The 24,086-nt window shown below is 33.0% G+C and carries 21 protein-coding genes and 1 pseudogene; 12 read left to right on the top strand and 10 right to left on the bottom strand.

Annotation, left to right across the window (positions count from 1 at the left end; translation table 11 throughout):
* The 4 genes from J8H85_RS10685 to J8H85_RS10670 all read right to left on the bottom strand — a co-directional run bounded on the left by J8H85_RS10685 (position 1) and on the right by J8H85_RS10670 (position 2,912).
* Positions 1 to 624 carry an alpha/beta hydrolase gene (locus J8H85_RS10685; protein WP_209655189.1) on the bottom strand — a complete coding sequence of 208 codons (624 nt, stop codon included), beginning with the start codon at positions 622 to 624 and terminating at the stop codon, positions 1 to 3.
* 7 nt (positions 625 to 631) lie between these two features.
* Positions 632 to 1,567 carry a ring-cleaving dioxygenase gene (locus tag J8H85_RS10680; protein WP_209655188.1) on the bottom strand — a complete coding sequence of 312 codons (936 nt, stop codon included), beginning with the start codon at positions 1,565 to 1,567 and terminating at the stop codon, positions 632 to 634.
* A 35-nt stretch (positions 1,568 to 1,602) separates the two neighbouring features.
* The gene (locus J8H85_RS10675; RefSeq protein WP_209655187.1) at positions 1,603 to 2,133 is read right to left on the bottom strand and encodes a YceI family protein; all 531 of its coding nucleotides are present in this window, start codon (positions 2,131 to 2,133) and stop codon (positions 1,603 to 1,605) included.
* Between the two features lie 200 nt (positions 2,134 to 2,333).
* Positions 2,334 to 2,912 carry a Crp/Fnr family transcriptional regulator gene (locus J8H85_RS10670; RefSeq protein ID WP_209655186.1) on the bottom strand — a complete coding sequence of 193 codons (579 nt, stop codon included), beginning with the start codon at positions 2,910 to 2,912 and terminating at the stop codon, positions 2,334 to 2,336.
* A 154-nt stretch (positions 2,913 to 3,066) separates the two neighbouring features.
* On the opposite strand from J8H85_RS10670, the gene J8H85_RS19095 reads away from it, so the two are divergent.
* Both J8H85_RS19095 and J8H85_RS10665 read left to right on the top strand, forming a co-directional pair.
* The gene (locus J8H85_RS19095) at positions 3,067 to 3,525 is read left to right on the top strand and encodes a hypothetical protein (protein WP_317194998.1); all 459 of its coding nucleotides are present in this window, start codon (positions 3,067 to 3,069) and stop codon (positions 3,523 to 3,525) included.
* 114 nt (positions 3,526 to 3,639) lie between these two features.
* The gene (locus J8H85_RS10665; protein ID WP_317194997.1) at positions 3,640 to 5,439 is read left to right on the top strand and encodes a GAF domain-containing protein; all 1,800 of its coding nucleotides are present in this window, start codon (positions 3,640 to 3,642) and stop codon (positions 5,437 to 5,439) included.
* On the opposite strand, the gene J8H85_RS10660 is transcribed toward J8H85_RS10665, so the two are convergent.
* Positions 5,436 to 6,638 (bottom strand): Pycsar system effector family protein, encoded by a 1,203-nt coding sequence (locus tag J8H85_RS10660; protein WP_209655185.1) that lies wholly within the window; start codon positions 6,636 to 6,638, stop codon positions 5,436 to 5,438. The two genes, J8H85_RS10665 and J8H85_RS10660, sit on opposite strands and share 4 nt — an antisense overlap.
* Before the next feature lie 41 nt (positions 6,639 to 6,679).
* Here J8H85_RS10660 and J8H85_RS10655 point away from each other — a divergent pair, with 41 nt between their 5' ends.
* The 4 genes and pseudogenes from J8H85_RS10655 to J8H85_RS19175 all read left to right on the top strand — a co-directional run bounded on the left by J8H85_RS10655 (position 6,680) and on the right by J8H85_RS19175 (position 13,081).
* Positions 6,680 to 10,396: a metallophosphoesterase gene (locus J8H85_RS10655; RefSeq protein ID WP_209655184.1), complete on the top strand. Its 3,717-nt coding sequence runs from the start codon at positions 6,680 to 6,682 to the stop codon at positions 10,394 to 10,396.
* Between the two features lie 754 nt (positions 10,397 to 11,150).
* Complete coding sequence (locus J8H85_RS10650; RefSeq protein WP_209655183.1) at positions 11,151 to 12,401, top strand: site-specific integrase; 1,251 nt, start codon at positions 11,151 to 11,153, stop codon at positions 12,399 to 12,401.
* Positions 12,402 to 12,621: 220 nt separating this feature from the next.
* Positions 12,622 to 12,930, top strand: a pseudogene (locus J8H85_RS10645) (DDE-type integrase/transposase/recombinase); the annotation flags it as partial.
* 37 nt (positions 12,931 to 12,967) lie between these two features.
* The gene (locus J8H85_RS19175; RefSeq protein ID WP_209655250.1) at positions 12,968 to 13,081 is read left to right on the top strand and encodes a hypothetical protein; all 114 of its coding nucleotides are present in this window, start codon (positions 12,968 to 12,970) and stop codon (positions 13,079 to 13,081) included.
* 177 nt (positions 13,082 to 13,258) lie between these two features.
* On the opposite strand, the gene J8H85_RS10635 is transcribed toward J8H85_RS19175, so the two are convergent.
* The 3 genes from J8H85_RS10635 to J8H85_RS10625 form a co-directional block, all read right to left on the bottom strand.
* Entirely contained in the window at positions 13,259 to 14,317 is a 1,059-nt protein-coding gene (locus J8H85_RS10635; RefSeq protein WP_209655181.1) for an alpha/beta hydrolase, read from the bottom strand.
* A 92-nt stretch (positions 14,318 to 14,409) separates the two neighbouring features.
* The gene (locus tag J8H85_RS10630; RefSeq protein WP_209655180.1) at positions 14,410 to 14,823 is read right to left on the bottom strand and encodes an OsmC family protein; all 414 of its coding nucleotides are present in this window, start codon (positions 14,821 to 14,823) and stop codon (positions 14,410 to 14,412) included.
* An 85-nt stretch (positions 14,824 to 14,908) separates the two neighbouring features.
* Positions 14,909 to 15,778, bottom strand: a complete 870-nt coding sequence (locus J8H85_RS10625; protein ID WP_209655179.1) for an AraC family transcriptional regulator — start codon at positions 15,776 to 15,778, stop codon at positions 14,909 to 14,911.
* Between the two features lie 357 nt (positions 15,779 to 16,135).
* Here J8H85_RS10625 and J8H85_RS10620 point away from each other — a divergent pair, with 357 nt between their 5' ends.
* The 5 genes from J8H85_RS10620 to J8H85_RS10600 all read left to right on the top strand — a co-directional run bounded on the left by J8H85_RS10620 (position 16,136) and on the right by J8H85_RS10600 (position 21,602).
* Positions 16,136 to 16,960 carry an SDR family NAD(P)-dependent oxidoreductase gene (locus tag J8H85_RS10620; protein WP_209655178.1) on the top strand — a complete coding sequence of 275 codons (825 nt, stop codon included), beginning with the start codon at positions 16,136 to 16,138 and terminating at the stop codon, positions 16,958 to 16,960.
* Positions 16,920 to 18,242 carry an MFS transporter gene (locus J8H85_RS10615; protein ID WP_209655177.1) on the top strand — a complete coding sequence of 441 codons (1,323 nt, stop codon included), beginning with the start codon at positions 16,920 to 16,922 and terminating at the stop codon, positions 18,240 to 18,242. Before J8H85_RS10620 ends, J8H85_RS10615 begins: the two co-directional genes overlap by 41 nt.
* A gap of 86 nt (positions 18,243 to 18,328) precedes the next feature.
* The gene (locus J8H85_RS10610) at positions 18,329 to 19,237 is read left to right on the top strand and encodes a helix-turn-helix domain-containing protein (protein ID WP_245243786.1); all 909 of its coding nucleotides are present in this window, start codon (positions 18,329 to 18,331) and stop codon (positions 19,235 to 19,237) included.
* A 103-nt stretch (positions 19,238 to 19,340) separates the two neighbouring features.
* Positions 19,341 to 20,756 (top strand): aldehyde dehydrogenase family protein, encoded by a 1,416-nt coding sequence (locus J8H85_RS10605; RefSeq protein WP_209655176.1) that lies wholly within the window; start codon positions 19,341 to 19,343, stop codon positions 20,754 to 20,756.
* A gap of 57 nt (positions 20,757 to 20,813) precedes the next feature.
* Complete coding sequence (locus J8H85_RS10600; RefSeq protein WP_209655175.1) at positions 20,814 to 21,602, top strand: helix-turn-helix domain-containing protein; 789 nt, start codon at positions 20,814 to 20,816, stop codon at positions 21,600 to 21,602.
* A gap of 170 nt (positions 21,603 to 21,772) precedes the next feature.
* Here the strand turns inward: J8H85_RS10600 and J8H85_RS10595 are convergent, their stop codons facing one another.
* Together J8H85_RS10595 and J8H85_RS10590 are read right to left on the bottom strand one after the other, a co-directional pair.
* Positions 21,773 to 22,735: a polysaccharide deacetylase family protein gene (locus tag J8H85_RS10595; RefSeq protein ID WP_209655174.1), complete on the bottom strand. Its 963-nt coding sequence runs from the start codon at positions 22,733 to 22,735 to the stop codon at positions 21,773 to 21,775.
* Positions 22,736 to 22,739: 4 nt separating this feature from the next.
* Entirely contained in the window at positions 22,740 to 23,135 is a 396-nt protein-coding gene (locus J8H85_RS10590; RefSeq protein WP_209655173.1) for a DoxX family protein, read from the bottom strand.
* A gap of 81 nt (positions 23,136 to 23,216) precedes the next feature.
* On the opposite strand from J8H85_RS10590, the gene J8H85_RS10585 reads away from it, so the two are divergent.
* On the top strand, positions 23,217 to 24,050 hold the full coding sequence (locus J8H85_RS10585; protein ID WP_209655172.1) for an AraC family transcriptional regulator: 834 nt from the start codon (positions 23,217 to 23,219) through the stop codon (positions 24,048 to 24,050).
* Positions 24,051 to 24,086 lie beyond the last annotated feature (36 nt).

Here is a 24,086-nt window from a genome sequence, read left to right as displayed (position 1 = left end):
TTAAAAAGTTGTTTTTAACCAATCATGGGCCATAGAGATATCATCCTGTATGAGATTATGCCCTGTATTCAAATAATTCAGTTCTACATTGAAATTATTTTTAGTCAAGGTATCTTTATAGGCTTTGATCTCTTCGGGGCTCACCATACCGTCATGTAGTCCCGAGCTCATAAATATGGGTGTTCCATGCTCCGTCTTACAGGTAGGAAGCACTTTGTAGGGACTCATAGGCCTGAACATAATGGCTCCTGATAGTAGATCTGGGTATAATAATAGTATGGAGCCAGCAATATTTGCACCATTTGAGTAGCCCAAAGCAATTAGTTTTGATAAATCAAAGCCTTCCTTAGGTGCAATGATTTTCAAGAACGAAACAAGTTCATGGGTCCTGAACTGTAAATCTTTTTCATCAAAAACTCCCAATCCAAGTCGCCTAAAAAAGCGGGGCATTCCCTGTTCCAGAACATTTCCCCTAACGCTCAATATGTTGAAATTATTTCCAAAATTTTTAGCTAAAGGAATCAGATCATTTTCATTTCCTCCGGTTCCATGAAGCAGTAGTAAAGTACTTGCTTCAGGGTTTCCAGCGGATTGGTATATATATTTTAAAGGTTGAAAATCCATAATTTTATTAATTAAGTTTTACCAAATGATTTTCCAATTCACTTCGGCGAGATTCGTATTGAGCTGGTAATTTTAAGTTTTTACCTAATTCTTCAACAGATTCATCTACTGTAAATCCTGGATTGTCTGTAGCTATTTCGAATAAAACGCCACCTGGCTCTCTAAAATATAGTGAGTGAAAATAATTTCTATCAATCTGAGGTGTTATGTTAAGACCTGCAGACTCGACCTTTTCACGAAAATACATAAGAGTTTCATCATTTTTTACTCTAAATGCTACATGATGCACAGTTCCATTGGCAACATGACCTCTTTTTTCTTCAGGTAGTTCCACCAAATCAACTATAGCTGCATTTTCAACAGTATCTATTACATATCTATACCTGTTAATGTCTTTGGATTGTAGTTTATAACCAAAAATCTCCGTTAGTACATGGGCTGTTCCTTTAATATCATTTAATGTAATTGTGATATTATGAAAACCGCGTGTTGCGTTCTCAGCTGTAACTTCACTTGTAACCCAAGGCTTTCTATTATCAATATCAACTTCGACAAGTTCAATTTTAAGTCCGTCTGGATCTAGAAAAGTTAGATATTTCTCTCCAAATTTGATCGCTGGTTTATTATAAATAACATTGTGCTCATCAAGCCGTTTTACCCAAAAATCTAAACTTCCTTTTGGAACTGAATAGCCAATTTCGGTTGTCATTCCAGAACCTCTTTTTCCCTGAGGGATTCCAGGTCCCCAAGGAAAAAATGTCAAAATAGTTCCAGCACTGCCTATTTCATCACCAAAATAAAAGTGATATGTTTTAGGGTCATCAAAGTTTACGGTTTTTTTTATAATCCGTAAACCTAATACATCACTATAAAATTTGAAATTTTTTACTGCATCACCAGCAATAGCTGTTATGTGATGCAGACCTTGAATTTTATTTTCCATGATTTCTCAAAATTTATTATTACAATTCGTAAAACTTATTGTTTTACGAATTGTAGCTCAATGTGTAATTTTACTTCTTCACCCACTAAAACACCACCAGCTTCAAGAGCAGAGTTCCAGTTAAGTCCCCAATCTTTTCTGTTAATTTTTCCAGTAATACCAAAACCAGCTTTTTTATTTCCCCAAGGGTCTAATGCTGTTCCGTGAAATTCAACATCTAAGGTTACTTCTTTAGTGGTTCCCCGAAGTGTTAAATCTCCTGTAAGCTTATATTCCCCTTCAGATACTTTTGTATAAGAGGTAGATATAAAATTAATATTGGGGTATTTTTCTGCATCAAAGAAATCCCCACTAGATAAGTGTAAGTCTCTATCCGGATTTCCAGTTGTTAAAGAGGCCGTTTTTGTAGAGAACTCAAAAGTCGCTTTATCAAATAAATCTTCTTCAGTTTCAGCAATAGCATGAAATTCTTGAAATTTTCCTGATACATTGGTAAACATCATATGTTTCACTTTAAAACCAATTTCTGAATGTGTTGGGTCAATTGCCCATTTTGTAGTTGCCATAATTTTAAATTTTAATTATTATTTTAAATGATTGTAATTAAGTACTTCATTGTACTATAATTTTACACTACAAAGTTGCGGCATATACCAATCCTGTGCATTGAACTAGGACAAGAAAATCATTTATACAAAAAAATAGGATGAGATGTGTTTTTTTTAATTTCTGTTTATTTCAAGAATGATTTTTCTCGATCTTACAGTTAAAATTTCGGAAGTCGCTTTCTTACCTTACTTAAAAATTCAGCAGATATTCCTAAATAGGAAGCAATATAGTGCTGTGCGACTCTTTGTGATAACGTTGGATAATGTTCTAAAAAGTCCAGATATCTTTCAGGTGCGGTATGTACAATAGTATTTACTAATCGGTTTTGGGTCACCGAAAGGTTGCGTTGAACCAAAATTCTAAAAACACGCTCAAATTTAGGCACTTGAGAAAGCAAGGCTTCTTTATTTTTGGGCGTAAATATTAAGAGTTCACAATCTTCCAAGGTTTCAATAAAAAAAAGACTTGGTTTACGATCGCAAAAACTGGCAATATCACTGATCCATGAATCTTCTATTGCAAATTGAACAATAACTTCATTGCCATCTTCATTAATGTAAAATTTCCTTAAACAGCCTTTAACAACAAAAGCTTCAAAATCACAGATATCTCCTTCTTGTAAAAGATATTCCTTCTTTGAAATGGTTTTAATCTCCAAAACAGAGTGGAAAATAGACAATTCTTCTTTTGTGAAAGAAACATATTTGGATACATTTTTATCAATCTCTGAATACATATTATAAAATTAATAAGTTTCCATATTAAAAATATTAATTTTATTTAAAAAATAAAATAAGTACTTAAAAATCTTTTTACATGCTGTAATTATGCAATCCATATCGACGAATTCATATTATTTGTATTTTTACATAAATTAAGGAATTTCTAAGATGGATACTAACGAACACATAGAACTGCCGATATGTTTTAAGATTAGCTTTAATAAATTATTATCACAATACGAAAAATTGGTTGATAGTACAGATGAGTTAGTTGCCAATAAAGCAAAAAGAATAATAAAAATAGGAGCAGACTATCCAAAATTAATTGACGGAATTACTGACTTGTCTTTGTTAGAAACCTATTCAAATGAAATAGGAGAGATTCTTAATGATACCTTCAGTCCAATTTTAACACATAATGAAATAAAGGCAGCTTCCATGCCTTTTGAAAATATCATTTTTAATTTATCTGAACGTTTTAAAAAAATTATTAAAGATGCAGGGGAAGCCTTCGAACTTAAAATAAAAAATATGCCTGTAGATGATATTTATATTGTGGCATGTAATATAATTCTAAATAGTTGTTATGGTTATGATCTTAATTTTAGAAGACCATTTTATTATTAAATCCCAGATAAAGAAGGCATAGTTAGGTATTATAAAATTCTTTATAATGCAGATTTTGCAGAAGTTATACCCACAGATTTAGCAAAACCAATAACTCAGGCAGATTATGATGAATTGCTTGATAATTTTAATAATATAGAATTATGGAAAGAAAAATTTCCACCTAACAGTTATATTTTTAAAGGTTTTGTTATTTCCAATATTTTTAATGTTACCGATGATCAATCAATTTCTAACATTAAATCTGCCTTGATATCTGAAAAAGAAACTACCAAAGATTACACAATGGAAGGTTTTCATGAAATATTTCAATCGTTTCTTGGTATAAAGGATTTAAAAGTAGGGTTTTCTTCATACAATAAAGCGGAAGATTCATTTGAACGAGTATATGGTGACGGCATTACTAGTTTTTTGTTAAATGATAAAGATGCTAATAGTTGCAATAATATTTTCTGTCAAAGCTCTTATAATCAATTGTTAAATGAAAATAAGTTTTACACAATTTCAGATGTTGATAGGGATTATGAGCTATCAAATGGAAAATCCCCTGTAATTACCGCATTTAAAGAGCAAGGGATAAAAAGCGCTATATTGGCTCCAATTGCAAATAATGATGACTTACTAGGAGTTTTAGAACTAGTTTCTTCTAAACCAAAGATATTAAATAGTATAAATGCCAATAAGCTTAAAGATGTTATGCCATATATAGTGGCTTCTGTTTTAAGATCAAAAAGAGAAGAGCAAAATTTAATTGAAGCCGTTATTCAGCAAGAATGTACATCAATCCATCCAAGTGTTTCTTGGAAATTTGAAAAAGAGGCTAAAAACTTTATTAATGAACAATTTAAAGGAAATAATGCCATATTTAATAAAATTTCATTTGAAGATATTTACCCTTTATATGGACAAATAGATATTAAAGGGTCTTCAGAAGCTAGAAATTGGGCTACTCAAAATGATTTAACCTTGCAGCTAAAAGCAGTAAAAAATATAATAGAAATAGCTTTTACAAATGAAACTTTGCCAATTTATGAGCAATATGTCTTTCAAATTAATGATTACTTAGAAGCTTTAAGTAGTCATTTTAAAGTAGATACCGAACAACAAATTTCAGGGTTTTTAAGATATGATATTAACCCATTGTTTGAACATTTAAAGGATGTTAATTATTTGAAAGAAGATATTCATCATTATATGGACAGCATTAATAATAAGCTTAATAGTATATATATTTATAGGAAAAATTATGACGACACTATTTCGCTAATCAATAAAAAAATGGCTTCTATTCTTGACAAAAAACAAGTTGACGCCCAATACATGTATCCACATTATTTTGAACGCTTTAAAACCGACGGCGTTGAGCATAACATGTATATTGGAGAAGCCATTACCAAAGAGGAGAGTTTCAATATTATTTATTTGTATAATTTAAGATTGTGGCAGTTACAGGTTATGTGCGAGATGGAAAATGAATATTACCAAATGAAATATGAATTTCCAATGCAATTAGATGTTGCATCTATGATTTTAGTATTTAATCAACCATTATCAATAAGTTTTAGAATGGATGAAAAACAATTTGATGTCGATGGTACTTATAATGCTCGCTATGAAATTGTAAAAAAACGTGTTGATAAAGCTTATATAAAAGGAACCAAACAACGTGTTACTAAAAAAGGTAAAATAACCATTATTTATTCTCAAAAGGAAGATGAAATGGAATACTTGAGATATGTGAAATTTTTGCAATCTAAAAATTATTTAGATGAGGATATTGAAATATTAGAATTACAAGATCTACAGGCGGTAACAGGTTTAAAAGCTATTAGAGTAAGCATTTTATATCATAAGGATGAAAGCAAAAAGGAGTTCTATACTTATGATGACTTAATGAAAGAATTAAGAACTTAATTTTTAATTCCAGCATATTGAAATGCTATATAAAAGGAAATAACACTAATAATAATACCTATCATAAAGATGGTATACGTTATTCTTAAAATTTTATATTTTCTATTTAAAACTAATCCAAGAAAGTAAAGATCTTTAGTCATAGAATTATATAAATAATCTTTATCATTCATAAGTTCTTTAATGGCCCATTCAAATTCATCAAGTTTCATTTTGTGAAAATTTCCAAAAAAGAGTAAATTCACTTTTTTATTGACAACATCTTCTTTCGTGAATTTTCCACTAGTCACATTTGGTCTGGTAGCTATAACAGATAAAATCATAGTCGTAACCGTAAATATTGTAAAAATAACTGTGGGATAGATTAAATAATGATTGGATGGGTTGTCAAGCTTCGGTATTAAGTTAGATAATACTAATGATATAATTATAGCATTTACTGAAAGTAAAATATTGGCCTTAGTATCAGCAATATCACTTAAAGAGATGTGGTTTCTTAATGTGACCCTGAACAATGTATCTATACCACGTTCTGGCAATTTAGCTTTCTTTTTCTTTAAAGCTAGTGCTTCATTTTTTGCAGTGTTCTTTTGGTCTTCTTGTTGTAGTTTTTTTTGAATTTTAAATAGAGACACTAAATTTCTATCTTTTCCATTTTGCCAAGTATTAATAGCATAATTGGAATAAAATTGGTGTTCTTTGGTTAAGAAAGAAATATTTTCTTGAGTCCATTGACTATCTGTAAATAATTTATCACTAATCTGTTCCAATTCGTGTCTTAAAAGTTCACTAATTTCAATAAAGTTTTTATCTCCAAAATGGGCGCAATCTGCATCACGTATTATTTGTTCAACTAAATTTTCAGGTTCATAACCCATTTTTGTTGCCAAAATAATTTTAGAAACAGCACTTATTTTTTCTAAAGACGTATTTTTACTTTTTAAAAAATCACTTGAAATAGTGACACTTTGTTCTTCATGATTATCAGTGCCATTTATATAGCCTGTGTCATGAAACCAAGCTGCAATCAATAGATTTTCAGCATCATTTTCATTTATTTGCTCATTATCAATAAGTTCTTGTGTGTATTTAACAACACGCTGAGTATGACCTAAATTATGATAAACAAATGTGTGTAAAAGCTCCTTTCTAAGCAGATTAGAGACATAATTCTCGACTTCTGTAAGCAACTGATTCATTTAAATATTATTTTTACAAAAATAGTAATTAATCGGTTATTATGACTTTCAAATTATCCATCATTTTTGTTTTTATTTCTTTATTTTTTGAGGCTTGTGCAACCTATAAACCACAATATTCAGACCAAGATATATTGAAAATTTTTCCGGAAAATAAAACTATTGAGCATTCTTTTTATTTTATTGGTGATGCTGGAAATTCACCCTTATATACCGAATCTGAAGCATTACAATATTTTAAATCTGAAATTAATAATGCTTCAAAGCAAAGTACCGTTGTTTTTTTAGGAGATAATATCTACCCAAAAGGTTTGCCAAAAAAAGAGGATGAAGGAAGAGACTTTGCCGAACATCAATTAAATATACAAACTGCTGCCGTAAAGAATTTTAAAGGAGAAACTATTTTTATACCTGGCAACCATGATTGGTTTTCTGACGGTTTAAAAGGTTTAAAACGACAACAAGATTTTGTAGAAGATAAGTTAGGAAAAAATACATTTTTACCTAAAAAGGGTTGTCCAATTGATAGAGTAGAAATATCTGACGATATTGTTTTAATTGTTGTTGATTCTGAATGGTATTTAACCAATTGGGATAATCATCCAACAATGAATGACGATTGTGATATTAAAACGAGAGATAAGTTTTTAGAAGAGCTGGAAGGTGAAATAAAAAGAGCTCGAGGTAAAACAACACTAATAGCCATTCATCACCCTATGTTTAGTAATGGTAGTCATGGAGGGCAGTATTCATTGGCAAGTCATATGTTGCCATTTCCTGTTTTAGGAACTTTAAAAAATGTTATTAGAAAAACGGGTGGTTTGCTTACAGTTGATATACAAAACAAACGGTATAAAGAGTTTAGAAAACGTATTATAACCATGTCTCAAGAAAATGATAAAGTTATTTTCGTTTCAGGTCATGACCATAATCTGCAATACATTGTCCAAGATAATTTACCTCAAATAATAAGTGGTTCTGGTTCTAAACTATCACCTACCAGAAATGTGGGTGGCGGAAAATTTTCATATGCTTCACCTGGATTTGCTCGATTGGATGTCTTTGAAGATGGCTCGTCTTATGTTCGTTTTTATTCTACCACTGATAAAAAAAGCATATTTGGAACCGCGGTGCTTACTGAAGACGAAATGTATAATGTATCCAATCAATACCATGCGCCGTTTTCGAAAGAAATAATTGCAAACATTTACAGCGAAAAGGAAACCAACAAAGGAAAATTATACAAATTATTTTTGGGAGAACGTTTTCGAAAATATTACAGTACAAAAATAAAAGCCCCAACGGTAAACCTTGATACGTTGTTTGGAGGCGTGATTCCCATTAGAATGGGAGGAGGGCACCAATCAAAATCATTACGTTTAGTAGATCAAAAAGGAAGGGAATACGTTATGCGGGCACTTAGAAAAAGTGCCGTTCAATATTTGCAAGCTGTCGCTTTTAAAGACCAATATGCTGAAGGACAATTTAATGACACCTATACAGAGGGTTTACTAATGGATATTTTTACTGGTGCATATCCCTATACGCCTTTCACAATTGGGACATTATCGGATGCGATAGGAGTTTATCATACAAATACAACGTTATATTATGTGCCTAAACAGAAAGCATTGGGAAACTTTAATAACGAATTTGGTGATGAACTTTATATGATTGAAGAACGCACCGATTCCGGACATGGAAATAAAGCGAGTTTTGGTTTTTCAAATGAATTAATAAGTACCAACGATTTATTGAATAAACTTACGGAAGACGAAGATTTTGTTTTAGACGAACCTGCCTATATTAGGGCACGTTTATTTGATATGCTCATTGGTGATTGGGATAGGCATGAAGACCAATGGCGTTGGGCGGAATTTAAAGGCAATGGAAAAACACTGTATCGTCCAGTGCCAAGAGATAGAGATCAAGCGTTTTCGAGCATGGCAGATGGTATTTTGTTAAGTTTTGCAACAAAAGCAGTTCCTGCATTACGGTTAATGCAAAGTTATGATGAAGAGTTAAGAAGTCCAAAATGGTTCAATTTAGAACCTTATCCATTAGATATGGCTTTAATAAATCAATCTGATAGTTCCATTTGGAATCAAGAGGTCGATTATATTATAAAAAACCTAACAAATGAAGTTATTGATAAGGCCTTTTTAAATATCCCGAATGAAGTGAATGATGAAACTATAGCATTGATCAAAGAAAATTTAAAAGGAAGACTAAAGAATTTAAGAAAAATTTCAGAAACATATTATAATCATATCAATAAATATGCTGTTATTAAAGGAACTAACAAAGATGATTGGTTTGAAATTGAGCGCTTGCCAAACGGAGAAACCAAAGTTATGGTGTTTAGAATTAAAGATGGAGAAAAGGTAAATGTGTTTCATGAAAGAGTTTATAATTCAAAAGACACCAAAGAAATCTGGATTTATGGGTTAGATGATGACGATGTATTTAAAATTTCAGGAGAAGGAGATAAGCCCATTAAAATTCGTTTGATAGGAGGACAGAATAAGGATACTTATAACATAGAGAATGGAAATAAAATAAAAATTTATGATTATAAGTCAAAGAATAATGAATTTGTAAACCTTAAAGGAGATATAAAATTAACTGATGACTATGAGACTAATGTCTATGATTATAAAAAATTGAAAAACAGTTCAAATCAATTCCTTCCAACTATAGGGGCAAATCCAGATGATGGATTTAAAATAGGTGTTTCAAATACATATAAAACCTATGGTTTTGAAAGAAATCCATTTACTTCACAACACATATTTAAAGGGGCTTATTATTTTGCAACTCAAGGATTAGAATTAGGATATATGGGTGAATTTGCAAATGTTGTTGGAAAGATGAATTTGAGTGTTGATATAAATTTTACCAGCCCTAACTACGCAATGAATTTTTTTGGATATGGAAATGAAACTTCTAATCCTGAAGCTGATGATAAAGATGGGCTTGATGTTGGTATGGATTATAATCGTGTAAAAATAAGCCTCTTTAAAGTATCTCCAGCTTTAGTTTGGAGGGGACAAATGGGAGCAAGTTTTAAAGTAGGAATATCTTATGAAACTAATGAGGTAGAAGATACCCAAGGGCGCTTTATAAATCTGTTTATTGGTGATAATGTAGATGTAAATAATAGTTTTGTTGGAGGAGAGGTAATGTATTCTTATGAAAATTATGACAACAAAGCTTTTCCAACATTAGGAATGACAACGAGTTTGAAAGTAGGTTATAAATTGAATGTTGATAATTCAAATAATTTTATGTACATAATCCCTCAATTAGGTTTTGATTATAAATTAGTTCCAAATGGCCAATTGGTTTTAGCGTCAAACCTATTGGGACATATTAATTTTGGTGATGGGTATGAATTTTATCAAGCAGCAAATATTGGTGCTAATAATGGACTAAGGGGTTACAGAAACGAAAGGTTTATAGGTAAAAATGCGTTTGTGCAGAGTACAGATGTACGTGTGAATTTACGCAAAGTTTCAACAAGGTTGTTCCCATTGGATGTAGGCGTTTATGGAGGGTTTGATTATGGACGAGTTTGGTTGGATGACGATAATTCTAGAGTTTGGAACACATCTGTAGGTGGTGGAATTTTTGCTAATATAGCAAACATGATGACATTTAATCTATCCTCTTTTCATGGGGATGATGGCTTGCGTTTAGCCTTTAAAATGGGTTTTGGGTTTTTATTTTTTTTTGATAAATATAAAAAATCAATTTAATTTTTATAGGAGTTGGTTTATTCTAGTAAACAAAACCAAATTGATTTATTACTTGTATAATCCTAACAAGTATTTAAAAAAAACTATATTTGAATATTTAATGATAAGTTGATGTTTCACCATTTTTTTATTAAAAGTGGTAAAACCAATAGTTATAAGGGCTAGGGAAAATAGTCCAAATCCCTTTATGATTAATGCTTTTTTAATAATAAATTGTTCAATTTTTTATAAATCTCAGTTCTGTAAAAATAGCCTTCTTGATGACTTATTTAGTTTGATTTATTATGAAATAATTTAATGTTATTTGTCTCATATTTGTGTTTTTTTTATATACATAATCCTTATGAATGAAGAAAAGTTACTTTCTGTATCGATAAATAATTGTATCAGAGTCTAATTTTATCAAAATTTTAGTCTTGAGTTCGATTCAACCAGTTAACTAAAAGAAGAATAACTTTTATAGGTCTAATATCAGTTTAATATCTTTTAAAAAGTTTGAACTTTTACCTGTTGGGGTCACTAAAAGCTATTTAAATAGCTACAAAAACCACACAATTCTTATGAATTATGTGGTTTTCAAGTTTTTAGGGGTTCATTTAATTTGATTTGTTTTGAATTAAAAAGGTAGCTATTCGACACCCAAAGTTCAAAGTGTCTGCTAGAGCAGACACTTTGAAAACTTTAACATATTGAATTGGTTTAGTTGATTTGACTTTCGATCTGATAATTTTTTAATAATTTAAAGACGACAACTATGAGAAACACAAACACATTTTCTATTCTTTTTGTGGCTAACCAAAAAAAGAAGAATGACGACCAGGCTTTACTTTATGCCAGAATTACAGTTGATGGTAAACGAGTGAACTTAAGTCTTACACGAAAAATTGATATTTTGCTTTGGGATGCTAAAAAGAAAAGGGCAAAAGGAACTTCCAGTGAGGCTAGACAAATAAATCTATATTTAGACCAAACTCACACTCAATTATTTCAGTGCTACCAAGATTTAAAATTCAAGGGTGAATTAATCACGGCTCAACTCATTAAAGCCAGTTACGGAGGAGAGTTAGAAACAAGTAAAACACTTCAGGAGCTCATAGATTATCATACCCGAAAAATCGAAAGCACTTTGGCACCAGGTACCATCATCAATTTTGGAATCACCGAAAACTATATAAAAAGGTTTCTCATTACATCATTAAAAACAACCGACGTATTCCTAAAACAGTTGGATTACAAATTTATTTGCGATTTTGAGACTTTTCTACATAGATATTGGCCAAAAGGCCATCCAAAGACAATGAACCATAATACAGTTATGAAACATTTACAGCGTTTACGTAAAATGGTAACATTGGGTTTTCATATGGAGTGGGTGGATAAAGATCCATTCATGCGATGGAAACCAACATGGGAAAAGAAGGAACGTGAATTTCTTTCAGAGAACAAACTCTCTAATTTAGAGACTTATAATTTCCCAATAGAGCGATTGGAAAGGGTGAGAGACTTATTTGTATTTAGTTGTTATACTGGAATCAGTTATGCAGACATAATTACTCTTAATAAATTTAATATTAGCAAAGGAATCGATGGGAATGATTGGATCATATCAAAGCGTCAAAAAACAAAAATTCCTATCAAAGTACCTATATTGGAAAAGGCACGAGAAATGATAGATAAATATAACGATCATCCTATGACCCAAATATCAGGAACTCTGTTTCCTGTTATTACCAATGAAAAACTTAACTTATATTTAAAGGAGGCGGCCGACGCTTGTGGCATAAAAAAAAACTTGACATTCCACATGGCACGCCACACATTTGCAATAACAGTCACCTTGAGTAATGGGGTGCCAATCGAAACTGTATCTAAATTATTAAGTCATACAAAAATATCAACAACCCAAATATATGCAAGAGTGGTAGAGAGAAAGGTTAGTGAGGATATGGAGGATTTAAAGGCCAAACTACAAATTCAAAGAAATAGTAATAGTATAAGCTCATAACCCGAAGGTCACTGGTTCGAGTCCAGTTCCCGCTACTAGCAATGACAAGGGTTTCAAGAGATTGAGACCCTTTTTTTTATTTCCAATGGGTACAGAATAGGTACAGAATAACTCTTTTTATCTTTTTTCATATAATTTATATTCATTCTAAGCTATTTAAAGGTAAATTCAATTAATTGTCTAGTTTTTTTGCAAGTCCACTTATAATCAAACCCATCAAGGCTGGCTGTATTTGACCACTATTGTTGATTTATTTGATAGACGACTAGTCGTTTGGTCATTAAGTACAAGCCTGCATACCAAGCAAACCATTATTCCTGCATGGAAAATGGCTGTAATTAAACGTAATATAAATTTGGATTTAATATTTCATTCAGATAGAGGAATACAATATGCCTCAAAAACATTCAGAACATTTATTAAATCTAACCCTTTGGTAACCCAATCCATGAGTAGGAAAGGTAATTGTTGGGATAATTCCGTAGCTGAGTCTTTCTTTAAAACCTTAAAAGTAGAGACTTATTTATGATGATGATTTTAAAACTATAGAGTAGGCTAAAACTGCTATCTTTGAGTACATCGAAATATGGTACAATAGGAAACGGTTACACTTCTTTTTGGGGTATAAAACTCCTTATGAAGTAGAACAAGAATTTTATCAATTTAAAAATGTAGCATAGGTCTTAGAAAAATTGTCTGACTTTTTGTTGCAAGTCCCGAGGTGTTTTTAAAAAATTATAGACATCTTTCTTTTGTAGACCCACGAAGACACATTAAATATAATAATATAAGAAAGGGACCATCCAATACTTAGATGACCCCTTCATAATTGGTATATTGTATTTTTAATTAGCTCTTTATTTTATCAAAGCATCTTTAATAACCACTGCTGCTTGTACTAATGCTACTTTAACAGACGGTTCATTAGCTATCGGATTTAACAATCCGTAATCGTGAATCAATCCGTTATAAGTGGTAATGGTGGTAGGCACTCCTGCTGCATCTAATTTTCTACCATACGCTAAGCCTTCATCATGTAAAATATCGTTCTCGGCCAATTGAATCAGTGCCGGTGGTAAGCCTTGTAATTCTGCTAAACCTGCCTGTGCTGGTGATGCATATATTTCTTTACGTTTTGCTTTATTTGGCAGGTAATTGTCCCACATCCATTCCATTAATGGGGTTGTTAGAAAACGTTCCTGGGCATATAAAGTATAAGAAGAGCGTGTGAAGTCGGCATCGGTTACAGGCCATAACAATACTTGTAATTTAATTTCTGGTCCTTTTTTATCTTTGGCCATAAGTGCTACCACCGCTGCCATATTACCCCCTACACTATTACCTACAACAGCCAGGTTTTTACCATCTACTCCTATTTCTTTACCATGTGTTGCCACCCAACTAGTTGCTGCATAGGCCTGATTAATAGCTACTGGATATTGTGCCTCCAGTGATGGGGTGTAATCAGGAAAAACTGCTGCTACCCCACTAGCTACTACTAAATCACGTACCAATCTTTTATGCGTAGGGTAATCTCCTAACACCCATCCACCTCCATGAAAAAACATAAAAACAGGTACATTGCTTTTAGCGCCTTTTGGTTTTACAATGTGTAAGGTTACGGTATAACCATTTTGTGTAATAGTTTTTTCAGACTCTTCTATTCCGAAATAATCTACTTCAACCGATTTTTGTGCCCCTACCAACACCTGTCTGGCTGCTTCTGGGCTTAAGGTTTCTAAAGGTACACCTCCACTGGTATTAAGTGCATTTAAAAATTGGCGGATACCTTTGCTTATTTGAGGGTCTTCTTGCCCATGAAATGGACGTTGTGCTATTTGAGCCATTACGTTTGTGTTTAAAGTTAGTATAAGTATTGCTACTAAAGCTTTAAAAGTTTTATATAGTGTTTTCATTATTGTATTAATAAGATTATATTTAATTATAGGGTAACTATCTTCGGGGCACGCCCACAAAGCATTTAATCTGAATTATAGAGTGAAAAAAATTAGTTTTTTAAGTGTGCATTAAGTACAATTTCAAAATTGAATGCACCACTAACCGGACAAGTAGCTTCTGCATTTTTTGCAATTGTCTTAAAAGTTTCCTCATCAATACCCGGTACGGTAGCTTCTAAATCTAATACAGAAAGAGTAATTTTACCTGCGTCTAAGGTAATGGTAGCATTGGTTTTAAGTTCAGTTACTTCGTACCCTGCTTCCGTTAAGTCTAAACTTAATTTCATAGTAAAACAACCGGCATGTGCTGCGGCTAATAATTCTTCCGGATTGGTACCTATACCATCGGCAAATCGGCTATTGAATGAATATTGAGTTTTGTTTAAAACGGTACTTCCTGTAGTTAAATGTCCGTTTCCTTCTTTAATACTTCCGTTCCAAACGGCTTGTGCTTTACGTTTCATAATGTTATAATTTTAATTAAACCATCAGTTAATTTTGATAGTTCAAAGATATAACCACGCCAAGCCTCTAAAAATGGATATAAGCCTATTCTAATTGTACATTTTTCCCTTCCAGGTATTTTTTACGAAAAACATTAGGAGCATCTCCTATTTTCTTACTAAAAAGGCGGTTAAAATACGCAGGATCATCATACCCCAAATCATATGCAATTTCTTTAGCACTTAAAGTTGTATGTATTAATAAGCGTTTAGCTTCTAATAATATTCTGTCTTTCAATACATCGTTAGGAGCAGGTAATTCAAACCTCTTAAACTTATGGGTTAAGGTTTTAGGGGCTACGCCCAATAGCTCTGCATAATCTGCTACTAAGTGTTTAGACCGGTAATGTATCTCTACCAAACGACTAAACTCTCTAAAAAATTCTATCTCATTTACCGGTTGAAGTTCTAAAGCACCTAATTGTTGTTTCTTCCAAATTCGTGTAGCTCGTATTATAATTTGTTTTAGGTAAATACGCAGCATTTCTTCCTGTGTAGATGCTCCTAACTCAAACTCCTCTTGCATTTGCTCTAAAATGGTTTGTATAATAGCGTCTTCTTTAGGAGGTAACACTGTTTTAGGCATTTGGTAAATATTGTTAAACAACAACCCATCACAGGCCACTTCTGCATCATGTATTTGCACACAGTAAAAATCTCGGTTATAATACATAAAATAGCCTTCCGATTCACCCAAATCGAAGAACTGCACATACTGATTACTATTAATAAAAAATAGGGTAGGTGCTTTCGTGTCGTAATCATTAAAATCCACATTCAACCGCATCCCTTTAGGAGCATAGACAATTTTAATATACCCATCGAACTGATGACTGTTTAACAATGCTAACGAGTCTGAATCGAAAGAAATAAACCCTAAACGTTGGTAATTGGATTGAAATAATTGTGTTGACATAACCCAAATATAAGAATTACAACTAAAAATCGCCTAGATAATTAGAGGCGAACATAAATATATTGTGCCTTATTTATAAAGATATTCTAATGCTTTTAATTTAGTTAAAAAATTGTCATATGTAGTAAGAAATAGATAAACTGTTAATAATGGATTATTTTTTATTATTTATGTCTTATTAACTTACGAAATAACTAAGTAAAGTATTCATCGTTTAGGTAAACTCTTTTAGATAGTAATAAATCTCTCCGTAATTCTGTGCTATTCTTTCGCTGAAATGAACAATGAGTGTTGCTATGATGTGAGATAACTTTGTTTTATCAAAATTTAATAAAATAATAATTAAAAATTAAGAGAATGAGTAAGACAATTTTTATCACAGGAGCATCAAGAGGATTTGGGAAACTTTGGACAGAAGCTTTACTTAAGAGAGGAGACAAAGTAGCCGCTACATCTAGAAATATTGAAGCCTATAATGGCCTAGCGAAACAATATCCGGACACTTTTCTTCCAATTTCATTAGACATCACTAATAGAGAAGCTGTTTTTGAAGCAGTAAATAAAGCTAAAGATCATTTCGGTACTCTAGATGTTGTGATTAATAACGCTGGTTATGGCGTTTTCGGAGCAGTAGAAGAAGTAGGAGAAAAAGTAACAAAAGACGTTTTTGAAGCCAATGTGTATGGAACACTTTGGGTTACACAGGCGGCTTTACCTATTTTCAGAACGCAGGGCAGTGGTCACGTGATTCAGTTATCAAGTGTTTTAGGTGTTTGGAGTTTGCCAACTTTAGGAATTTACAATGCTACAAAATTTGCGGTGGAAGGCTTCAGTGAAGCTTTGGCTAGTGAAGTAAAAGATTTTGGCATAAACGTTACAATGATTGAGCCTAACGGCTACACAACAGATTTTGGTGGAAGTTCAGCCGTTCATGGAGATACTATTCCTGCATACAATACTTTGAAGTCGAGCTTGGGACAAGCTGAAGGCTTACAACCGGAAGATTATGGCAAACCTGAAGCAACGGTTCCCGCAATTTTAAAATTAATCGACAGCGAAAACCCACCACTTCGTTTATTCTTAGGAAAAGTAGGATTGAGCAAAACTGAAAGAGTATATGCCGAAAAATTAAAAACCTGGAATGATTGGAAAGAAGTTTCTGAAGCTGCTCACGGGCACTAATTATTTTAGAAAGCCTTGTACACTATTAAAAGAGCAAGGCTTTTCTTTTTTTTATCCTTTTAACATGAAATTTCAAGACACAAAATATTTACACATCAGTACATTACTTGCGTTTATACTTATTCCGCTTGGTGGTTTAACGACTGACATCTACATACCCTCACTTCCAGCAATGGCAGAAGACCTAAATCTTCCCATTGAAAAAATACAGGTTTCACTACTTCTTTTTATGGTTAGTTCGGGATTCAGTCAACTCTTTATTGGCAGCATTCTGGATAGTTTTGGCCGGTACAAAATCAATATTTTTGCTCTAATCGCATTTTCTTTGGCAAGTTTCATAATTGCTTTGGTGCCCCAGATTTATATGATTTATTTAATGAGAATCATTCAGGGAATTACCGTTTCACTGATTATTGTTGGTAAAAGAGCTTTTTTTGTTGACCTTTACAAAGGTGAAAAACTAAAACATTACACCAGCCTTTTTTCAATTGTCTGGGCAACTGCACCGATTGTTGCTCCATTTATTGGAGGTTATTTACAGGTACTTTTCGGATGGCAGTCCAACTTTTATCTTTTGGGAATCCTTACTGTCATTATTTTGATTTTCGAACTTCGGTTTACAGGAGAATCTTTACAGGATTTTCAGGTGTTTAAAAGAAAAGAAATGGCTGCAATTTATAAAAAGATGCTTGGAACACCTGATTTCTATTTGGCATTAATTGTTATAGGTTTAAGTTATTCGCTTCTTGTAATTTACGGGATGATTAGCCCATTTATCATCGAAAAAGTATATGCCTTTTCACCAGTTGTTACGGGTTACAGTTCATTAGCTTCGGGAATTGCTTTGATGAGTGGTGGAATTATATCTAAATTATTTATTAAAAAAGACTTTTTTTCGAAAATAAATGCTGCAATTATTTTACAGATGATTGTCGTTTTTGCAATGTTTGTAGTCACTATGAAGTATGACGGATTAGCATTTTTACTGGTTTTTACGTTGTTGCTGCATCTTTTATCGGGGTTCATTTTTAACAATTTTTATGCGTTCAGTTTGCAGCGATTCACTACTAATGCAGGCATTGCTAGTGGTTTGACTGGCGGTGGCGTGTATGTTGTGAGTTCAGTTGTGGGCTATGGATTAATTCATTTATTTGAAATTAAAGATATCCAGATATTTACTTTGGTTAATTTTATTATTGTAGCGATATTATTCGTTACTATTTTACTGTTCAGAAAAGCATCAATGAATCAAAAATTGGAAGCAAGCCCGCAGAGAAAGTAGCCGCTATACAAAACAAAAGCCTCGATAGTTTCTGTTTTGTATTTTACTAAATTTGATAATATTAAAAATCGTAACCCCAATTAAATATGGAAAAAATCAATCACTATAAAAGTATAGTAGAGTTGCACGAGAAAAGTGGTTTCGACCCTCCGAAAAATCCACTTTTAAGTTTGATGACCTGCAAAGAACTAATGACCTATTCTGTAGGACAAGACCGTTTTACGGGAGATTTTTATATGATTGCCTTAAAGAAAATCAAATCTGGTCATATTTTGTATGGCAAGACTAAGTATGACCATAGTAATGGCTCAGCGGTTTTTATGAAGCCAAGGCAAATTATTGAAGTTCGAAATGTACAATTTGCCGAAAAAGGTTTTGTAATGTTTTTCCACGAAGATTATTTGTCAGGACATTTACTGAATGTACAAATCAAAAAGTATGGTTATTTTGAATATGAAATCAATGAGGCGCTCCATATTTCGCCATCAGAAGAAGTGATCATGTGGGAGCTTTATGAGAAGATCAGAAAAGAATACGATGAAAATTCTGATGAATTCAGTCGGGAAATTATACTGTCACATATTGATTCTATTTTAAAATATTCTGACCGCTTTTACAAAAGACAGTTCATCGACCGAAGTCCAAATGTTTCTGGAACAATGGTTAAAAAATTCATGACAGTTTTGAATGATTATTTCAAAGAAGAAAAACACCTTAATGAAGGTTTACCAAGTGTTAATTTTATGGCTAATAAATTAGCGGTTTCCCCGCGTTACCTTAGTGATGTTCTAAAACAAGAAACAGGAAAAACCGCCCTAGAGCACCTTCATATTTATCTGATTGGCGAAGCTAAAAATTTATTATTGAGTTCAGAAAGTAATGTTGCAGGGATCGCCTACGATCTTGGCTTTGAAAGTCCATCTTATTTTTCGAGACTTTTTAAGAAAGTTGTTGGGGTAACGCCAGGTCAGTACAAAAAAGAAGCAGTTAATTAAATTTCAAGACGAAAAGCTGAACTTTTTAACAAACTAAACTTGAGCCTTTTTACAAAGTTTATATTTCATTTCTACTTTAATTTTGTAACATACAATTTTAGAAATGAAAAAGATACACAAAATCTACATCAATGGCGAATTTGTAACGCCCAACGGAACAGAAGTTTTCGAAATTATTAATCCTTCTTATAACCAAAAAATCGGGGAAGTTATACTTGCAGATGAAGTGGATACCAGAAATGCAATCGCAGCAGCGAAAGAAGCGTTCAAAACCTTTTCAAAATCTACCGTAGATGAGCGAATTTCTTATCTCGAAAAATTAAAAATTGCAGTAGAAAAAAGAAAACAGGATTTTACAGAAGTAATGATTGAAGAGTACGGCGGAACTTTTCAGTTTTCTTCAATGAGTAACGAATTTACTGGACAATGGTTTGATTCGATGATTGAGTCCATCAAAAGTTTTGATTTTGAACAGACTATCAATTCATCAAAAGTATTTTTACAACCCGTTGGTGTTATAGGAATTATCACTCCTTGGAACGCAAGTAACGGATCAATTTGTAGTAAGGTTGCTACAGCAATTTCGGCAGGTTGTACCGTGGTGATTAAACCAAGTGAAATGAGTGCTCTTCAAACCCAATTATTGATGGAAGCTTTTCACGAAGCAGGGTTGCCAAAAGGAGTTATTAACTTTGTAATAGGTTTAGGTAATGTAGTTGGAACCGAATTGACAGTTCATCAAGACATAGCGAAAATTTCCTTCACAGGCTCGACAGTAGTGGGAAAACTAATTGCTAAAAAAGCGGTAGATACGATGAAACGTGTTACACTGGAACTCGGCGGTAAATCTCCAAACATTATTTTAGATGATGCCAATCTTGAAGAAGCAATTCCAACTGCAGTTTTCGGAGCTTATATGAATAGCGGACAAGCTTGCATAGCCCCAACAAGACTTTTGGTTCCTGAAAATCAATTAGAAAAAGTAAATGAAATAGCTAAGGCGACAGCAGAAAAGATCGTTGTGGGTTTTCCCGAAAAAGAAAATACCAATGTTGGTCCAATGGTTAGTATAAAACAATTCGAAAGAGTTCAGAATTATATTAAAACAGGATTGGAAGAAGGTGCAACTTTATTGGCAGGAGGTACAGGAAAGCCTGATGGATTGGAAGATGGTAACTTTGTAAAAGCTACTATTTTTACCAATGTGAAAAATAATATGACGATTGCTCAGGAAGAAATTTTCGGACCTGTTTTATCCATTATTCCATATAAAACAGAAGAAGAAGCTATAGAAATTGCAAACGATACACCATACGGTTTGGCTGCCTACATCAGTTCTTCTAATATGAAAAGAGCTCAAAAAGTGGCTTCACAAATTGATGCTGGAAGGATTTGTATTAATGGTTTTAGTCACGACCCGATGGTTCCGTTTGGAGGATTTAAACAGTCTGGTATTGGTAGAGAATATGGTGTGTATGGCTTGAAAGCTTATTTGGAACCGAAAGCTGTTTTACAATAATATATATTGATAAAGCGTTGTTTCATAATGACGCTTTATCGTTAGCATTAAATTGAAATGGAAAAATCAGATATTGTCTATTCCTGCTATCACGAGGTAAGCCGAAAAGGTGAAAATTTTGTATCACAACACGTTCTCTCTTTTCAGATGTCAGGACAATTTACACTGTCTGATAGTAAAGAAAAATACATCGTGAAAGAGGGTGCTCTTACTTTAATCCGAAAAAATCAATTGGTAAAATTTACCAAATATCCGCCCGAAAACGGAAACTTTGAAAGTCTGAATATTTACCTGAACAAGGAAGTTTTACAGAATATGGCAAGGGAATATCATTTTTCATTTAAAAATTCTGAAGTTTCAGAACCTTTGATTTTTATTGAAGTGAATTCTGTGCTACAACATTATATTGCCTCATTGCAAACCATTCTTGAAAACCCGAAACTTTTGAACAAGGATTTTATCGAACTTAAAATTAAAGAGTTGTTATTTATTTTAATCGAGACACAACCTAAACTCAAAAATATTCTCTTCGATTTTTCAGAGCCTTTTAAAATTGATTTGGAATCTTTTATGATTCAAAACTATAAATACAATGTGAATTTGGAGCGCTTTGCTTACCTAACCGGTAGAAGTTTATCTACCTTCAAACGTGATTTTGCAAAAATTTTTCATACGTCTCCTCATAAATGGGTTTTGCAAAAGCGACTTAACGAAGCTCATTATCTCATTAACGAACAAAAACAGTCACCATCGGAAATTTATATCGATTTGGGCTTTGAAGATCTTTCTCATTTTTCTTATACCTTTAAAAAACAGTTTGGGTATAGTCCAAAAAAAATGTTTTAGCCTCCCTTTAAAATATTAGACTTAATTATGCTTCGACAACTCTTTTTGAAGAGCATTAAAAGAATTTGCATTCTGTTATCATAATAAATCCCCGTTCATTAAATAATGAATAAAAGTAATTTCCAATAGACATCTCCGATTTGCTGGGTCTCAAGCTATATATAGTTTATCTAATCTCTTATGGTCGTTTTATCTTCCAAAGCCATACGGGCAATCTCATCTTTGCGTTTAAAGTTTACGCCCTGATGTTTTTTCATGTAAGTAAACAACTCCATCGCCGCCTGAACCATTTGAGGTGTACCGCCTATACGGTCGTGGAAGCTGATAGACATTTGCCTTCTACGTTTTTCCGATTCTTCATACAGTTGATCAAATTCCATTTTTACCTGATTTATAAACTGGTCAACAGAGAAATTTTTACCCTCTATCAACTGAATGTCGTTACAACGCAATGTATAAGGAACCGTTACAAAATCTTTACCGTTTACTTTCTGAATAAAAGGTTCGTCCCTGCTCAAATCATCTATGTGGTATAAAAATCCCAATTCCTGTAAAATCTTTAAAGTGTTCTCGCCCCTGCGCAACCAATTGGCATTATAACCGATTGCATCGAAGCCCGTAATTATTTTAATAGCATCTACACCTTCTTTTATAAATTTTTTCTCGTCGTTGTAAGACATTGTGTATTGTGTCGCCCAATTCATCCCGTGTGCGGCTGCTTCGTGGCCACGATCTACAATTTCTTTTGCCAGTGCTGGGTTTTTAAGCACTGCACTACCCACCATATGCGAGGTGATTTTCACACCCAATTTATCCCAGTTATCAAGCATTCGCGGAATGCCTTCTTTGTATCCGTACTCGTACCAAGTTGTTGCCGACAAATCTTTATAGCCTTTTTTCATATTTTGAGGAAAAGGGCTTTCTGCATTTGCGGGTTGTCCGCCACTTTCAAATTGCATAGAAACCGATATAACCAGACGGGAACCATCCAGCCATTTTGAGTTTTCTTCTTTTGGTTTTTCTTGCAAATTGTTTCCGTTTTGCGCCATTCCCGCGAATGGCACCGCACTCGCTATCAATCCTGCTGTGGTGAGCAAGCTGCTCTGTCTTATAAAAGTTCTTCTATCTGTCATTTTATTAATTTTTAAAGATGATATGGTCTAATGAAAAAGTGTTTGCTGCCATAAATTGGTAAAGTAAAATAAGTAGTAAAGCGTGTATCATTTGCGATGGTAAAGCCTCCCAGTTTTCAATGAGGCAGGTGCCCAGCATTAATAATAACATTACCACTACACCAGTGATAAAAGCTTTCTGAGAAAACAACCCTAAAATGAGAAGTGTGCCGATTGTAAACTCGGCAATAGGCAATGCATAACTAAATGGTGTGACCAAACTTTGCGGTAACATTGATTTCGAAAAACTTCCGGTCATCCATTGGCTAAAAGCAGTCAATTTTGGCAACCGTACTAAGCCGTGCCCAAAAAAGCTGACGCCTGCCACTAGGCGCAACATCAAATAAGCTAAATCATTCATAATAATATTTTTTAGCAAATTTCAAAAACACAAGTAATAAAAACAGGTGTTTTTACAGGATATTTTTGTAAAATTGCAGGTATGAAGGTGCGAAATCTATATAATCCCTATGAATTGGAATTGCTTGAAACGCAAAATTATGAGGCAAAAATCCACAGAAATACATTTTTTGAGATGGTTTTTGTGCTTGATGGAACCGGATCGCAGATCATCAACTATCATCAATTACCCTATGCCCCAAATAAATTATTTCTAATATTCCCCCAGGATACCCACAGTTTTACTATAGATGCTTATAGCTGTTTTTTCTTCATCAGGTTTAATAATGATTATATTAAAACACAAAACAGCCAAAATATCCGTGAGTTAGAATATATTTTCAATAGTCACAATCACCTGCCAGGTTGCATACTTAAAACTGTTACCGATAAACCTTTTGTTCGTGCTGTTATAGAAGCGCTCATTCGTGAAAAGGAAAGCAACTCACCACAGAAAGAGCATATTATTCAACAATTAATAAACACAATTATAAGCTATGCAGCCCGAAACCTCACCTTGCAGGAGAAAGAAGTTTTTGATGGTAAAATTTCAGGAATTATGCCTATAGTTAATTACATACACCAGCACATTTTCGAGCCGGAAAAATTAAAAGTAGATCGTTTAGCCAAGTCCTTCCATCTTTCTCCAAAATATATGGGAGAGTATTTTAAAAAGCATACGGGCGAAAGCCTACAGCAATACATAATGCTTTATAGGTTAAAACTAATTGAAAGCCGATTAATTCTAACTGATATGCGTATTAGTAAGATTGCTTTAGAATTTGGCTTTACAGATCAAAGCCATCTCAACCGGATTTTTAAAAAGTACAAAGGAATTACCCCCTCTTTTTACCGAAAGCATGGCACCCATCGATAACCTACGTAATTCTGTGCTATTCTTCCGCTTAAATGG

Source organism: Mariniflexile gromovii, from assembly GCF_017814435.1.
Classification (GTDB): Bacteria; Bacteroidota; Bacteroidia; order Flavobacteriales; family Flavobacteriaceae; genus Mariniflexile; species Mariniflexile gromovii.
This window is presented reverse-complemented; position numbering and strand designations above follow the sequence as displayed.